The 15,004-nt window shown below is 34.6% G+C and carries 15 protein-coding genes and 1 tRNA gene; 6 read left to right on the top strand and 10 right to left on the bottom strand.

Annotated elements, in window-relative coordinates; all coding sequences use genetic code 11:
• Positions 1-19: 19 nt before the first annotated feature.
• The 7 genes from bioB to BUA03_RS01275 all read right to left on the bottom strand — a co-directional run bounded on the left by bioB (position 20) and on the right by BUA03_RS01275 (position 7,795).
• On the bottom strand, positions 20-1,105 hold the full coding sequence (bioB, locus tag BUA03_RS01305) for a biotin synthase BioB (RefSeq protein WP_066079348.1): 1,086 nt from the start codon (positions 1,103-1,105) through the stop codon (positions 20-22).
• A 253-nt stretch (positions 1,106-1,358) separates the two neighbouring features.
• The gene (locus BUA03_RS01300) at positions 1,359-1,814 is read right to left on the bottom strand and encodes a hypothetical protein (RefSeq protein WP_066079607.1); all 456 of its coding nucleotides are present in this window, start codon (positions 1,812-1,814) and stop codon (positions 1,359-1,361) included.
• A 115-nt stretch (positions 1,815-1,929) separates the two neighbouring features.
• On the bottom strand, positions 1,930-2,859 hold the full coding sequence (locus tag BUA03_RS01295; protein WP_066079612.1) for a bifunctional riboflavin kinase/FAD synthetase: 930 nt from the start codon (positions 2,857-2,859) through the stop codon (positions 1,930-1,932).
• Between the two features lie 98 nt (positions 2,860-2,957).
• Positions 2,958-4,994, bottom strand: coding sequence for a M43 family zinc metalloprotease (locus BUA03_RS01290; RefSeq protein ID WP_169807439.1), 2,037 nt, complete (start codon positions 4,992-4,994; stop codon positions 2,958-2,960).
• A gap of 168 nt (positions 4,995-5,162) precedes the next feature.
• The gene (gene pth, locus BUA03_RS01285; RefSeq protein ID WP_066079354.1) at positions 5,163-5,837 is read right to left on the bottom strand and encodes an aminoacyl-tRNA hydrolase; all 675 of its coding nucleotides are present in this window, start codon (positions 5,835-5,837) and stop codon (positions 5,163-5,165) included.
• Between the two features lie 300 nt (positions 5,838-6,137).
• Positions 6,138-6,749, bottom strand: coding sequence for a 50S ribosomal protein L25/general stress protein Ctc (locus BUA03_RS01280; protein WP_066079356.1), 612 nt, complete (start codon positions 6,747-6,749; stop codon positions 6,138-6,140).
• 104 nt (positions 6,750-6,853) lie between these two features.
• Positions 6,854-7,795 (bottom strand): ribose-phosphate pyrophosphokinase, encoded by a 942-nt coding sequence (locus tag BUA03_RS01275; protein WP_066079360.1) that lies wholly within the window; start codon positions 7,793-7,795, stop codon positions 6,854-6,856.
• Positions 7,796-8,085: 290 nt separating this feature from the next.
• Between BUA03_RS01275 and BUA03_RS01270 the strand changes: the two genes are divergently transcribed.
• Positions 8,086-8,165 (top strand) — tRNA-Leu (locus tag BUA03_RS01270).
• Positions 8,166-8,456: 291 nt separating this feature from the next.
• Here BUA03_RS01270 and BUA03_RS01265 read toward each other — a convergent pair.
• The 3 genes from BUA03_RS01265 to BUA03_RS01255 form a co-directional block, all read right to left on the bottom strand.
• Complete coding sequence (locus BUA03_RS01265; RefSeq protein ID WP_066079363.1) at positions 8,457-9,329, bottom strand: Abi family protein; 873 nt, start codon at positions 9,327-9,329, stop codon at positions 8,457-8,459.
• Between the two features lie 81 nt (positions 9,330-9,410).
• Positions 9,411-9,590, bottom strand: a complete 180-nt coding sequence (locus BUA03_RS01260; protein WP_066079365.1) for a hypothetical protein — start codon at positions 9,588-9,590, stop codon at positions 9,411-9,413.
• Positions 9,591-10,491: 901 nt separating this feature from the next.
• Entirely contained in the window at positions 10,492-10,836 is a 345-nt protein-coding gene (locus BUA03_RS01255; RefSeq protein ID WP_066079368.1) for a toxin-antitoxin system YwqK family antitoxin, read from the bottom strand.
• A 227-nt stretch (positions 10,837-11,063) separates the two neighbouring features.
• On the opposite strand from BUA03_RS01255, the gene aspS reads away from it, so the two are divergent.
• The 5 genes from aspS to BUA03_RS01230 all read left to right on the top strand — a co-directional run bounded on the left by aspS (position 11,064) and on the right by BUA03_RS01230 (position 14,986).
• Positions 11,064-12,809, top strand: coding sequence for an aspartate--tRNA ligase (gene aspS / locus BUA03_RS01250; RefSeq protein WP_066079370.1), 1,746 nt, complete (start codon positions 11,064-11,066; stop codon positions 12,807-12,809).
• A 132-nt stretch (positions 12,810-12,941) separates the two neighbouring features.
• Positions 12,942-13,136, top strand: coding sequence for a cold-shock protein (locus tag BUA03_RS01245; protein ID WP_007137066.1), 195 nt, complete (start codon positions 12,942-12,944; stop codon positions 13,134-13,136).
• 290 nt (positions 13,137-13,426) lie between these two features.
• On the top strand, positions 13,427-13,792 hold the full coding sequence (locus BUA03_RS01240) for an NADH-quinone oxidoreductase subunit A (protein ID WP_066079373.1): 366 nt from the start codon (positions 13,427-13,429) through the stop codon (positions 13,790-13,792).
• Between the two features lie 120 nt (positions 13,793-13,912).
• The gene (locus tag BUA03_RS01235) at positions 13,913-14,461 is read left to right on the top strand and encodes an NADH-quinone oxidoreductase subunit B (protein WP_066079375.1); all 549 of its coding nucleotides are present in this window, start codon (positions 13,913-13,915) and stop codon (positions 14,459-14,461) included.
• Between the two features lie 3 nt (positions 14,462-14,464).
• Positions 14,465-14,986, top strand: a complete 522-nt coding sequence (locus BUA03_RS01230) for an NADH-quinone oxidoreductase subunit C (RefSeq protein WP_066079377.1) — start codon at positions 14,465-14,467, stop codon at positions 14,984-14,986.
• Positions 14,987-15,004: the final 18 nt, after the last annotated feature.

Genomic DNA, 15,004 nt, shown 5'->3' with positions numbered 1-15,004 from the left:
TATTGATTTTAAAAAACTATTATTTTCCTTTAGCAGAAGCCTCAATGTTTTTTTCGATAGTATGTCCGGGTCTGGACCATTTTGGTTTTTCACCAAGTGGAGCAAATTGAGAATTTTCAGCTTCAACGGTTTGCGGTTGAGAAACTTTTGTAAATGGTTTTTGAGGATTTAAACCTAACATTTCAAACATTTTCATGTCTTCGTTTACGTCAGGATTTGGAGTTGTAAGCAACTTATCACCAGCAAAAATAGAATTGGCTCCAGCAAAGAAACACATGGCCTGACCTTCGCGGCTCATGTTCATTCTGCCAGCAGATAAACGAACTTGGGTTTCCGGCATGATGATTCTGGTAGTGGCTACCATTCGGATCATTTCCCATATTTCAACTGGTTTTTCTTCTTCCATTGGAGTTCCTTCCACGGCTACCAAGGCATTAATTGGAACTGATTCAGGTTGTGGATTTAATGTAGAAAGCGCCACTAGCATTCCTGCTCTGTCTTCGATGCTTTCTCCCATTCCAATGATACCACCGCTACAAACGGTAACATTCGTTTTACGAACATTGGCTATGGTTTGCAAGCGGTCTTCAAATCCGCGTGTCGAAATAACTTCTTTATAATATTCCTCAGAGGTGTCTAAATTGTGATTATAGGCATACAAACCAGCTTCGGCCAATCGATGTGCTTGGTTTTCAGTGATCATCCCAAGGGTACAGCACACTTCCATATCTAGTTTGTTAATGGTACGAACCATTTCTAAAACTTGATCAAATTCAGGGCCATCTTTTACGTTTCTCCATGCTGCTCCCATACAAACACGAGACGAACCACTTGATTTTGCGCGTAAAGCTTGTGCTTTTACTTGACTAACAGACATTAGATCATTTCCTTCAATGTCAGTATGATACCGTGCTGCTTGCGGACAATACCCGCAATCTTCTGGACATCCACCTGTTTTTATAGATAGTAAAGTTGAAACTTGAACCACGTTAGGATCGTGATGTTCTCTATGAATTGAAGCTGCTTCATAAAGCAAGTCCATCATAGGTTTGTTGTATAGTGCGATAATTTCTTCTTTGGTCCAGTTGTGTTTTGTAATGCTCATCGATACGATTTTATGATGCGTCAAAAGTAGTTAAATTGTTCTAAAGAACCAATGCAATAGTATTGAAAAGCCCAGTATAAAAATTTACTCAGCTATAATTATATAGGGATGTACAAGTGTTTTTGTATTAAAAAAAGCTGTTTTTAATTAAACAGGATTAATTCATAATTATAAATAAATAAAAAAACCTCGTAAAAGACTTTGATATTGCTTTTACGAAGTTTTTTTAAAAAATGACTAAGGATGAATTAATTTAAGATTTTGTATTGTGTTTGTCTGTGGTATAACGGGTATCCCAGTATAACATAAGCATAAAGGTAACAATTACCGCGGAAACAATTCCTTCAAATAATAAGGAGATGGAATAACTCATTATAGATGGATCACCTCCAAATAAAAACGTTCTGGACAATGATGCAATGTAGGCATTTCCACCTCTAGAATAGCTGTAAATAATTAGTGCAATAATGCTTAAAAAGACTCCTGTTAATGCTGTGAATAGTGCGGAAACGGAATTAGAAACCAGTATCCTTTTCCCTTGAGCAAAATTTTCCTCAAGTGTTTTATGCGTACCATAAAAAATAAACAGGACGTTGAAAAGGCGCAAAAGATAAATATCTGCTAGACCCAAAAGTTCCATTATTAAGAAATAAATTCCAATGCCTACTACTATAATGAATCCATTTACTAATTCTTTCGGTATTTTCATAAAGCTGGTTTTAAAAGTTGAAAAATCATTTTTTTTAGATAAAAAATGTGTGACACTCAAAATTAAATAAAAAAAGGGAATTTTTTATCAAAAAACGAAAGAATTTATTGAGAAATTACAAAGTGTTTATAAAGGCAAGTGCGTTTTTTTTGTCTATTTGTAGTTGCTCTTTTAAGAGGTCAACCGATTCAAATTTTTGTTCGGAACGAATTCTTTTTAGTATTGAAACACAAATAGATTTGTTGTAAATGTCTTTGTCAAAATCGAAATAATGGATTTCAATAGACTGAACATCTCCATTAACTGTTGGGTTGAATCCAATATTCATCATTCCAAAAACAGTTTTTTGGTCCAATATACTTTTTACAATGTACACTCCGTTTTTGGGAATCAATTTGTAGTTTTCTTCGATTTTTAAGTTGGCTGTTGGAAAATTAATCGTTCTTCCGAGTTGTTTTCCTTGAATAACATTTCCAGTTAGGAAATAATCATAACCTAAATATTCATTGGCCAAAGTCATGTCTCCGTCCAATAACGCATTTCTAATTTTGGTTGAACTCACGGAAATGTCATTGATTTCCTGAACCGATATTTGTTCAACTTCAAAATCATATTGTTTTCCAAAAGCAATCAGATCATCAATGTTTGCTGTTCGATTTCTTCCAAATCTATGGTCATGACCAATAATTATTTTCTGGATGTGAAAGCGATCTACAAGAATCGTCTTTACGAATTCCTCGGCAGTCAATCTTGAAAATGTTTCATCAAAAGGATGAATGACAAGGTTTTCGATGCCGATTTTCTCTAGTAAATCTATTTTTTCATTGATGGTGTTTAGCAATTGTATGTCCGAATGTTCTTGTAGAACTATTCGGGGATGCGGAAAAAAAGTAAGCACTAAGCTTTCGTATTTTTCATTATCAGTGTTTTGAATTACTCTTTCCAGAATTTTTTTGTGACCAATGTGAACTCCATCAAAGGTTCCTAACGTTATAATTGTTTTTTTTGTGGAACTGAAATCGTTTATAGAATGAAAAATATTCAAAGCAAGTGTTTTATAATAGCGCAAATTTAAGGTATCCAATTGATATAACTAAAAAAGGATTGAAAACTTCAATCCTTTTTAGTTAATTAGATGTTATTTTATTTCTTAATGAACTTAACTGTGCTTGTTTCGGCTTGATTTTTAGATAATTTTAAAAAATAAATACCTTGAGACAACGTGGAAACGTTTATGCGCAGATCCTCCTCCGTTTCTATCTTTTTTGTTTTTATGATTTGACCTAAACTATTGATAATGGTATAGGCTTCTGGAGTTTCTAATTTATTTTCAACAACAAGATTCAATATATTTGAAGTGGGGTTGGGATACAAGTAGACTGATTTTGCGTTTGTTATGTCGGCTGTAGCTAGTGATCCAATTATAAAACTTTTAGACTCTACTTCGCCAAACTTTCCACCAGTGGCTATAATTTCATCTGATGGTGTCGATAACGTATAAAAACCAACTCCGTAATCACAACAAATACCATCCATTTCAGTATCGAAAATAGTAAAAGTATAACAGCCATTATTAGGTAGGTTGAAACTAGTTTTTATGGGCGCGGGAAGTGGACTGTTTGTTGGCGTGTCAGTATAAGGACCACCTTGGTACAGTTTAGTTCCTGTTGCATTAGTAAGTTCCCAGGTGGTTTCTGTTCCAAAACGGTCTAGTTGTAATGAAAATATGACCGTGTTAGTACCGTAGTTTTTCGTAATATCAAAATTTACCGTATTGCTATTGTTATTCGAATTTTGATCCGTAGTTGCATTTGCGCTTGTGATAGTTGCAGTGAAATTATGATTTCCTCCACTTGTAGTCACGTTGTTTAAGGTGATGTTTTGCGATTCGTTGTTGGCAAGATTGCCAGTCCAATTGTACGTTTGCAAGTTCGCATTGTCAACTCCGTAAGTGATTGAAGCAGCAGTTAATCGGGCGCTTCCTTTGTTGATTATTTTGATAACAGGAATAAAGGAATTGCTGCAAGGAATGATATTTAAGTTTAGAACAATTGTAGCGGCATCATTGGCAAATACAACGCCTGGAATAAGCGCATCAGAGGTTTTTAAAACCGCTCTTCTTATGGAATTATTCATAACGGTTATCATACGCGTTTTTTGATCTGCCGTAAATATGTTCATGCAAGCATCATTGGTGTAGTCCATATAGTTTTCAATCATGTCTAAGCCAGGAGAAGCGGGACAGGAATCAACACCTGTTGGGCAGCCTTCATTTGCTTGTCCTGCATTGGGGGTGTCATTACAAAAATCATCAACACCGCAGCCTCCGTCTCCCCAAATGTGTCTTAGGCCAAGCCAATGTCCTACTTCATGTGAGGTAGTTCGTCCTTTATCATAATTTGTTACATACGTTCCGCCAGGGAAGTAGCTGGATGATCCAAAAAAAGCATACCCAATCACGACCCCATCGGTAGCAGCTGATCCAGAATCTGCGCTTATCCCCGACAGTCCAGATGCACTTGGAAACTGTGCATACCCCAAAAGTTCTGTATTCGTAAATTTTACTACCCAAATGTTTAAATATTTTTCGGGATCCCATTGCGTTTGTGGTTTGACAATAGTATTTATGTCATCTGTAGACCAGCTTTCTTGCTCTAAATTTACGTGGTCTATTCCGTTTGACAAAACGCCTGCAGGATCTCGTTTTGCTAGAGCAAATTCAATTTCTACATCGGCTCCTACGGGATTGGTGTTATAGCCTGGAGTGTTTATTTTTTTTCTAAAATCCTCATTTAGCACCCGAATTTGAGAAGTTGCTTGCTCATCAAATATATTTTCATCAGCACCTAATAGGTCTCCATTATGAATTATGTGAACAACTACAGGTATGGTTATCACAGCATTTGTTTTAAATGCTTTAGACGAATTTGCTTGTTTGTTTTTTTCTAAGTTGACTTTTGGCGCAATCCACTGCTCAAATTCGGTAGTAGACAATCTATTAGGATTTTTAGATTTCAAATAGTCTTCATATTCCGTGGTGGCACATCGAATTATGGAGCCTGCTTTGATTACTTTCTTTTTGCCAAAAAGCATTACCTCCTGTGTATTACTGACCTGAGCAAAAGCAGCACTGAACATAAAATGGAGGGTTAATACTAAAAGAAAAGTAATTTTTTTCATGGTGTGAGTGTGTTTTTTATTTAAGGAAATTAGTTCCATTAATGTGAGAATCCTAAGTAGGATTATGGTTGTATTTTTCTACGCAAGTAGGTGATTGGTATAAAGTTAAAAATGCTATTCTGGCATAAAATTAAATAATTTTTCTTTTCGATGAACATTAAGACTTTTTTATTTTCCGTTAAATGCAGTCATGGTATTTTCTAATCCTGCGGTTCCAAAAGATTTTATGATCTCTGATGCTACTTCTAGTCTTTCTGGAAGGGCTATTTTTTCGGTATCATCCCAATCGCCAAGCACATAATCTACTTGTTTTCCTTTTTTGAACTCATCGCTGATACCAAAGCGGAATCTCGCATACTGCTGGGTATTGAGAACGAGGTTGGTGTTTTTAAGGCCGTTGTGTCCGCCATCGCTCCCTTTTTGCCGGATGCGAACGGTTCCAAAAGAGAGATTCAGATCGTCAGTAATTACTAAAATATTTTCTAGGGCAATATTTTCCTGATCCATCCAATATTTAATCGCTTTGCCGCTTAAATTCATGTATGTATTAGGCTTCAAGAGTAGAAAAGTTCTGCCTTTGAAGGAGTACTTGGCTAGTGCGCCTAGTTTGACAGTTTCAAAATGGATTCCTTCTTTTTTGGCTAAGAAATCCACTATTTTAAATCCGATGTTGTGTCTTGTATTGACGTATTCAGCGCCTATATTACCAAGTCCAACTATTAAAAATTTATTACTCACGCTTTCTATATTGTTTTTTTTGTGTTCATGAACCTCTGGTTTCATATTAGCTGTAGTGTCCTCTGTTTTTGTCGATGAGAATAAACTTGAAATCCATTTTATCATGCTGCAAAAGTAAACTTAATTAGATGATTTGACTATTACATAATTAGATAATTTCCAGATGTTGGGAAGGAATTACCATAAGAATAAAAAAAGTGTAGCATAGCCCAGATTGTAGTGAAAATCCTTTTTGCTCGCTTTTTCAGCGTGCAAAAAGATTGCAACGAAAAGCGGGACAATTGTTGTGGTAAAAACGAAAATGGGTGCTCCTAATTTTTAAAGCTATTAGAACATATTTAAGTATAAAGCATAAAAAAAGCACCAGTTGAAGAACTGATGCTTTTAGATTTGAAGGAAAAAATATTATTTTTTCTTTCCTTTTACTGGAGCTTTCGCTGCTTTGGCTGCTTCTTGAGCTGCTTTCATAGCGGCACGAGAGATTCTTACTTGAGCAACAACCGTATTCTCAGGGTGGATTAATTTGTAGTTGTCGTTAGCTAATTTAGTAACGTACAATTTGTTCCCCATTTCAAGCGGAGTAATGTCAGCTTCAATAAAATCTGGAAGATTTTTTGGTAAAGCTTTTACTTTAAGTTTGCGCGTGTTCAAACGTAAAACACCACCTGCAAGAACACCTTTAGAGGTTCCAACAACTTTAACAGGAACTTCCATAGTGATTTCTTTGTCATCAAATAATTGAAAGAAGTCAATGTGTAAAATCTTGTCAGACACCGGGTGAACCTGAATGTCTTGTAAAATTGCGTTAAATGATTTTCCTTTTCCAAGATCGATCTCAACTGTGTGAGCGTTTGGAGTGTAAACCAAGTTTTTGAAAGCCATAACTTCTGCTGAGAAATGAACTGCCTGATTTCCTCCGTATAATACGCAAGGAACCAATCCAGCATTACGTAGGGCTTTAGTCGCAACTTTACCCACGCTTTCTCTTTCTGATCCTTTAATTGTAATCGATTTCATTGTAAAAAAAATATAGTTAATAAATATTATTACTTGTTAATTGCTTTAAGTGTCAGAAAGTTAAGAATTCATCCTTTATGACCTTCCACTTTAAGGCTTTTGTATTACATAATAAACTTCCCACTAATGGAATTGTTGTGGTGTACCATGTGCATTACTTCAGCAAAAAGTGGTGCACAACTCAACACTCTTATTTTGTTTGATTCTTTCTTTAACGGAATTGAATCGGTAACTATTAATTCTAATAATTTAGAATTCTCTATTTTTTCGTAGGCGTCTCCTGATAAAATAGCGTGGGTGCAGATCGCTCTTACGCTTAATGCTCCTTTTTCGATCATTAAATCAGCGGCTTTCGCCAAAGTGCCTCCGGTATCAATCATGTCATCGACTAAGATTACGTTTCTACCTTTTACCTCACCAATTAATTCCATGGTATCGATAATATTAGCTTCTTTTCTTTGCTTGTAACAGATAACCACATCCGATTCTAAAAATTTAGAATAGGCATACGCTCTTTTTGATCCTCCCATGTCTGGTGAAGCAATCGTTAAATTGTCTAAACCTAAACTTTTCACATAAGGTAAAAATATAGTCGAGGCAAAAAGATGGTCTACCGGTTTTTCAAAGAATCCTTGAATTTGATCGGCGTGCAAATCCATGGTCATTACTCTTGTTGCGCCTGCAGCATCTAACAAATTGGCTACTAATTTAGCTCCTATCGGAACTCTTGGCTTGTCTTTTCTATCTTGTCTTGCCCAACCGAAGTATGGGATTACTGCCGTAATGTGTCTTGCCGAAGCACGTTTTGCAGCATCAATCATTAGTAACATTTCCATTAAATTATCTGCTGTTGGAAAAGTAGAGCAAACAATAAATACGCGCAATCCTCTTATAGATTCTTCGTACGAAGGTTGAAATTCCCCGTCGCTGTACTTTGACATGGTGATTCTCCCTAATGGAATTCCGTATTCCTTTGCTATTTTCTCAGCAAGATAGACACTTTGTGAACAAGCAAAAATTTTAGCTTCTGGTTCTAGGTGTGACATTTAGTTTGTTGTTTTTATTCCGATTTGCTACAAACAAGGTGGCTTTTAGATTTTGTATCGGCCTGTTGTTTGTATTTGCCTCGAATGTAGTTAGTTGTGTGTTGTATTTTTAACGAGGTGCAAATTTATAAAATTTATTCAACTCTGAAAGGAAAAAATTAAGTATTTTTAGTTGAACATTTAATATTATTTTTTACATTTGCACCGTGTTAAAGGAATTGATGGTTGATTTAAACACAATCATCTCTTTTATTGCGTTGAAATAGCTGTCGCTATTTCAGGTCTGCTAAGCCCGGATGGCGGAATTGGTAGACGCGCTGGTCTCAAACACCTGTGGGAAACCGTGCCGGTTCGACTCCGGCTCCGGGTACTTAAAAACCTCTTAATCTTTTGATTAAGAGGTTTTTTGCTTTTTAAGGGTGGCTATTATTGATTTAATTTTTTTCAATCTCAATTTATCTACATTGTTTTTAATCAAACATAATTACAAATAGAACAGTTTTGTTTAAGGTTAATATGGTTGTTTTATGCCATAAAAAAACCCAGAGCAAGTCTGGGTTATGTTTACTATTTTTGAGTGCAGGCACTAAAGCGTGATGAATAGTTGGGCACTATGAATACAAAAGTATAAAAAAGGCACAGTTAAAAAAAGACTTTTAACTTATTTTTTTCTGTATCCTATCTTTTCTGTAATAATTTTCATCACGACATCATTATTTTGATAGCTATCAAAAAGGCTATCGATTTCCTGTTCAATGATTTTTTTTCTATTAGCTGAAATCCTTTCGAGAAAATATAAAATAACTTTTATAGATGAATCTAGTGAATGCTTGTTATTATTGTTGAATTTAAAAAAGGGCGTTGTGCTTATTTCTTTTGGTGTGTTGGAATCGTATAACAAACCACTATGAGCGCAAATATTACGTACAAAAATTATCGTTTGCAAAAAATTTTGTAAAGTGTGAACTGAATTAATGCCGTAATAACTCGAAATTTTTCGCTTTAATTTTTCGTCTTTTAGCGAGTAAAATATGGTGTAAATACTGCCAAAGGATAAGAATTCCAATGTTTTCCATGCTGGAGCATAAAGATCATTAGGATAGTTACTATGGTGTTTTTTTATTGATTTATTTTTGTCTTTAAATTTGTCATTATAAAACTTCGGAAATTCATCAACAAACTTACTTTGCATTACCCTTTTGCTCGCAAACCAAGTCGGTAGTAACGGAAACTCATTTGAAACATTGTAAATTATCTGTGTTCTTAAATTTATTTCTATTCGATTTAAAGCTTTGCCTAAAATTGTTTTTAAGTCAACATCCAAATAATATAAATTTACAACATCTGAAAATTTAGTACCTTCTTTAAAATTATGTTTACCGTCAATTTCAAAAGGATTCCAGTAAAACCCCAGTCGGTAATAGCCAATATCTAATAATATTTCTTCTGTTTTTTCAATGCCATAATCCAACTCCATTCCTCTAGCGGTAAGTTTTTGAATTTGTTCTTTTACACTGGTTGATATTCCGCCCATGGTTAGTAATTTCTATTTGGTAAAGGTTGTGAATATTTGTTAATAAAATCAGGATGACTTATTCACAATGCAAATGAGTTTTTAACTTTTCTCTACAATCCCAGTCTTCTCTTTACTCAAACTGTACAATTCATAAACCATTTTATCACTAGCTTTATCTGTGGCATCAATTTGAGATTTAAGCTTTAGTACTTTTTTGCTTACAAGGATAAATTGGTCTTTCCATTCTGATTCCTGATACAAACTCAATTTTATTTTCATTTTTGCGAGTTCTTTAATGAACTCTGCAAAACTCAATTTATATTAACCTTGCAATTTTGTAGGCAATTCGTCCAACTCAAATTTTCTTTAAATGGTTCTTTGAAATTTTTGAGATTGCTTCTGTAGCTCTTTGTCTAATAAAAGGATTGCTTCAACTTCTTTGTTAAATGGGAGTTGAGACTCTTTAGATGAAATTTATATAGGTAATTGCTTTAATTGTTAATCTTTTATCTTTGGAAACAATTGTTTACTAGCGGAATAATTTTACAACCAATATTTTTTTTATCAATCTTGGGTCCGCCACAATGAAAAAAACTACAAAAAAAAGTGACTATGATACTACGGAAAAGCAATTTAATTTAAAAGGATTAAAGTAGGTTAAAGCAAAGTGTTTTGAAAGCAATAATATTTCCAAAAAGTAACGTGTTTATTGATATGTTTGCTAATAAACAACAAAATTAAGGAGGGGAAATCAGTGGTTTGGTTGGCAAAAGACAAGAATTACCTTTGTATCCTAAAACAAATAGTACAATACTTTTTTGTGGTCAACACTGTTGTATTCTCTATGTTTTTCTAGGATTGAATTCATCCTTAACTTTTAAAAACAATCACTATATAAATCAAGGCATATAACTACCAAGAAATCCCAAATTTGATTTTTAATGGGATGCCGAAATGAAGGAATTAGTTCAGGCCTATTATGACAAAGTCGAAACAGTTTAGTCATTGATAAGGAGGTTTAAGTTACCTGTTACGACCAAATTAGAACTTTGTTTTCCGTACTATTCGTCAGATCAAAAATGCTCATTTTGTTCCACTCAGATTTGCCAATCAAAATAGTACAAACAAAAAAAGCCTTCGAATGAACGAAAGCTTTTTATGTATTTTAAGAAGGTTTTTTTTAGTTGTTTACCAAGGCATCTTGTTTCCAAGTTTTAACCGATGCAATTCTACTGTTAGAATAATCTACTTCGTTTAAATTGTTTCCGCTCCAGAAAAACCATTTTCCAGTTTTTGTGCCATTTTCATAATTACCTACAGACTTTTTGTTTCCATTGGTGTCGTAGGAGACCCAAGTACCTTCCAGTTTTCCGTTTTTAAAGAATCCCTCTTGTTGAATTTTTCCATTTTCAAAATAGTACGTCGTTTTTACCATCTGTCCTACAATTTCTAGTTTTGGATTGTTTTCTTGAGCAAACAGTACGCCCGTAAACAAAATTGCGGTTAGTATTATATATTTTTTCATGTTGTTTGGATTTTTAAGTTCATATTAGCTTAACAAATATAAAAAGTATTTTACAATAAAAAAACTTTTAGTTAACAATTTAGTAACATTGGAATGAAATTTAACATTCGAAATAAATTAGGCGATAAAACCAATCACTAAAATTTGTGAATTCGCAATTCATTATTCATAATTAGTCCTAAATTTGCAATCGTGTCCAAAGGACAAAATAATCTAAAATTCAGAACATGTATAGAAGTCATAACTGTGGCGAATTGAATGCCTCACACATTAATACAGAAGTTACACTTGCCGGTTGGGTTCAAAAATCTCGAGATAAGGGATTTATGAATTGGGTCGATTTGCGCGATCGTTATGGAATTACGCAATTGATTTTTGACGAAGGTCGCTCCAATAAAGAAGTATTTGAATTGGCAAAAACTTTGGGACGCGAATTCGTTGTCCAAGTTAAAGGGACTGTTATTGAGCGTGAAGCTAAAAATAAAAACATGACCACGGGTGATATTGAAATTTTAGTAACGGAATTGAATATTCTAAATGCTGCTTTAACGCCGCCATTTACAATCGAGGATGAGACGGATGGTGGCGAAGACATCCGAATGAAATACCGTTACCTCGATATTAGAAGAAATCCAGTAAAAAACAGTTTGCTTTTTCGTCATAAAGTAGCAATGGAAGTACGTAAGTATCTTTCGGATTTAGATTTTTGTGAAGTAGAAACGCCGTACCTAATTAAGTCTACTCCAGAGGGAGCCAGAGATTTTGTTGTTCCCTCTCGAATGAATGAAGGGCAATTTTATGCGTTACCACAATCTCCACAAACGTTCAAGCAATTGTTGATGGTGGGTGGAATGGATAAATATTTCCAAATCGTGAAGTGTTTCCGCGATGAAGATTTACGTGCGGATAGACAACCAGAGTTCACGCAAATAGATTGCGAAATGGCTTTCGTGGAACAAGAAGATATATTGAATGTTTTTGAAGGATTGACCCGCCATTTGCTAAAAGAAATAAAAGGTATTGAAGTAGATAAATTTCCAAGAATGACCTACGAACATGCTATAAAAACATACGGTAATGATAAGCCAGATATTCGTTTCGGAATGGAATTTGGAGAATTGAATGACGTGGCTAAAAGCAAGGATTTCCCTGTATTTAACGCTGCGGAACTAGTGGTTGGAATTGCCGCTCCAGGAGTTGGTAATTATACTCGTAAGGAAATTGATAGCTTGATTGATTGGGTAAAGCGTCCTCAAGTAGGTGCGTCAGGAATGGTATATGTAAAATGCAATGAAGGTGGTACTTACAAATCATCAGTAGATAAATTTTATGACCAAGCGGATTTAAGTAATTGGGCAAGGATTACTGGTGCACAACCAGGCGACATGATGTTCGTGCTTTCTGGTCCAGCTGATAAAACCCGTTCCCAATTAAGTGCTTTGCGCATGGAATTAGCAACACGATTAGGCTTGAGAAATCCAGCAGAATTTGCACCACTTTGGGTTGTTGATTTTCCATTGTTGGAATTTGATGAGGAAAGCGGTCGTTACCATGCGATGCATCATCCGTTTACGTCTCCTAAACCGGAAGACATGCACTTATTGGAGACCGATCCAGGCAGCGTTCGTGCGAATGCCTATGATATGGTTTTGAATGGAAATGAAATAGGCGGAGGTTCTATTCGTATTCACGATAAGGCTACACAGCAATTAATGTTTAAATATCTAGGCTTCACCGAGGAAGAGGCCAAAGCACAATTTGGATTCCTGATGGATGCTTTTCAGTTTGGCGCGCCACCTCACGGTGGTTTGGCTTTTGGACTGGACAGATTGGTCGCAATTTTGGGTGGACAGGAAACCATTCGTGATTTTATTGCCTTTCCAAAAAATAATTCTGGAAGAGATGTTATGATTGATGCTCCATCTAAAATTGATGAATCGCAGCTGAAAGAGCTTCATATTAAATTAGTTTAATGGTTGTTTATCGGTAAAATTTGTTAGAAAACGTTGAATATCAATATTTTTGCAAAATAAAAACATAAGATAGTATTTCGTATTATATTAAATATTACATTTGCCTCATTATAAATTATTATTACAATTACAATGCGTACAGGTACAGTTAAATTTTTCAATGAATCTAAAGGTTACGGATTCATTACAGACGAAGAAACAGGAAAAGACATTTTTGTTCATGCATCAGGAATCAACGCGGAAGAATTGCGCGAAGGTGATAGAGTTAGCTATGAAGAAGAAGAAGGAAGAAAAGGAAAAGTTGCTGCGAAAGTAGCAGTTATCTAAGCAGAAAATTTATTTTTTGTCTAAGAATGTGTAAAACGTTTCGATTTATTTCGAAACGTTTTTTTTGTTTTATTTCGATCCTAAAAGGTCTAAAATCTTGCAATTTATTAGTGTTGTTAAATTCTACAAACGTTAAACACATCTTAATAGAACCGTCGTTTCTTATTTATAATAAATAAAAATTGTAAATTTACATCGATGTAGTGGCTATGTATTTCTCAGTTTTAATTGTTATTTAATAATTTGAAGGGTATCTTTGCCGCTTATTCTTATTCAAAAAAAACCATTATATGCAATCCGATCAATTAAATTATATTCCTATTTTAATGCAGTTTATTTTAGCTGTAGGATTTGTTGTGGGAACGATAATAGTTTCAGGAAAATTAGGTCCTAAACGTTCTTCTGAAAACAAAGATAAAAACTTCGAATGCGGTATTGAGTCTGTTGGAAATGCTAGAATACCATTTTCAGTGAAATATTTTCTTGTTGCGATTTTATTTGTCTTGTTTGATGTTGAGGTGATTTTTCTTTATCCATGGGCAATAAATTTCAAGGAGTTGGGAATGGAAGGAATGGTAAAAATGGTAATTTTTATGCTTTTGCTTTTGGTGGGTTTTTTCTACATCATCAAGAAGAAAGCCTTAGAGTGGGAGTAGTAAATTATGATTTGAGTGTTTGAATTTCAGATTTCTCAAATCGGCAGTAAAAAAGATAAGTAATGATTTCGATTTTAGTATTTTCAAGCTAAAATGTATAATCTTAAATCTAAAAGTAATATGAGTGATTCAAATATAAATATGGTTGCCCCTCCAGAAGGTGTTGTTGGTGAAGGTTTTTTCGCTACTAAACTAAATGATGTTGTGGGAATGGCTCGTGCAAATTCATTGTGGCCATTACCGTTTGCAACATCTTGTTGTGGCATTGAATTTATGGCAACAATGGCTTCACATTACGATTTGGCACGATTTGGTTCGGAGCGTGTAAGTTTTTCTCCTCGTCAAGCGGATATGTTAATGGTAATGGGGACAATTTCGAAAAAAATGGCGCCAATTTTACGTCAGGTTTATGAGCAAATGTCAGAGCCTCGGTGGGTTATTGCCGTGGGAGCTTGTGCTTCATCTGGTGGAATTTTTGATACTTACTCCGTTTTACAAGGTATAGACAAGGTAATTCCAGTAGATGTGTATGTCCCTGGATGTCCTCCAAGACCAGAACAAATAGTCGATGGTGTTATGAAATTACAGGAATTAGTGAGAACTGAATCTGTAAGAAGAAGAAGTTCACCTGAATACCAAGAATTATTAGCTTCTTATAACATCAAATAAATAATGGCTTTAGAAACAATACAAATTCAAGATAAACTAACGGAAACATTTGGTTCAACTGTTTCGGATTTCAATCAGGAAAAAGACATTTTTTCATTTGAAGTAGCAGCTGATAACATCACTGCAGTAATCCTTTTTTTGAAAAACGACCCGCTATTGCGTTTTCATTTTTTGACTGATTTGTGTGGTATTCACTATCCTGATAATGATGTAGATCATCAATTTGCGGTCGTATATCATTTGCACAATTGGTACGAAAACAAAAGGATTAAAATCAAGGCATATATCAACGGCGAAAACCCAGAAATAAAAACAATATCAAATATTTTCTTGAGTACTAATTGGATGGAAAGAGAAACGTACGATTTTTACGGAATAAACTTCATAGGACATCCACAGTTGAAACGTATTTTGAATATGGATGAAATGATTTCTTTTCCGATGCGAAAAGAATTCCCGATGGAAGATAGCGGAAGAACGGATAAAGATGATCGTTTCTTTGGAAGAACAACCGACAATTATTAAAAACACACACTATTATAA

Origin of the sequence: Flavobacterium fryxellicola, assembly GCF_900143245.1 — a bacterium.
GTDB classification, from domain to species: domain Bacteria; phylum Bacteroidota; class Bacteroidia; order Flavobacteriales; family Flavobacteriaceae; genus Flavobacterium; species Flavobacterium fryxellicola.
The sequence above is the reverse complement of the archived record's forward strand: the minus strand, read 5'-3'. Positions and strand labels throughout refer to the sequence as shown.

Coding starts and splice junctions, on each gene's coding strand:
- bioB (WP_066079348.1), bottom strand. CDS start 1,105: ATGAGCATTACAAAACACAACTGGACCAAAGAAGAAATTATCGCACTA.
- BUA03_RS01300 (WP_066079607.1), bottom strand. CDS start 1,814: ATGAAAATACCGAAAGAATTAGTAAATGGATTCATTATAGTAGTAGGC.
- BUA03_RS01290 (WP_169807439.1), bottom strand. CDS start 4,994: ATGAAAAAAATTACTTTTCTTTTAGTATTAACCCTCCATTTTATGTTC.
- pth (WP_066079354.1), bottom strand. CDS start 5,837: ATGATAAAATGGATTTCAAGTTTATTCTCATCGACAAAAACAGAGGAC.
- BUA03_RS01280 (WP_066079356.1), bottom strand. CDS start 6,749: ATGAAATCGATTACAATTAAAGGATCAGAAAGAGAAAGCGTGGGTAAA.
- BUA03_RS01275 (WP_066079360.1), bottom strand. CDS start 7,795: ATGTCACACCTAGAACCAGAAGCTAAAATTTTTGCTTGTTCACAAAGT.
- BUA03_RS01265 (WP_066079363.1), bottom strand. CDS start 9,329: ATGGGCGGAATATCAACCAGTGTAAAAGAACAAATTCAAAAACTTACC.
- BUA03_RS01260 (WP_066079365.1), bottom strand. CDS start 9,590: ATGAAAATAAAATTGAGTTTGTATCAGGAATCAGAATGGAAAGACCAA.
- BUA03_RS01255 (WP_066079368.1), bottom strand. CDS start 10,836: ATGAAAAAATATATAATACTAACCGCAATTTTGTTTACGGGCGTACTG.
- aspS (WP_066079370.1), top strand. CDS start 11,064: ATGTATAGAAGTCATAACTGTGGCGAATTGAATGCCTCACACATTAAT.
- BUA03_RS01245 (WP_007137066.1), top strand. CDS start 12,942: ATGCGTACAGGTACAGTTAAATTTTTCAATGAATCTAAAGGTTACGGA.
- BUA03_RS01240 (WP_066079373.1), top strand. CDS start 13,427: ATGCAATCCGATCAATTAAATTATATTCCTATTTTAATGCAGTTTATT.
- BUA03_RS01235 (WP_066079375.1), top strand. CDS start 13,913: ATGAGTGATTCAAATATAAATATGGTTGCCCCTCCAGAAGGTGTTGTT.
- BUA03_RS01230 (WP_066079377.1), top strand. CDS start 14,465: ATGGCTTTAGAAACAATACAAATTCAAGATAAACTAACGGAAACATTT.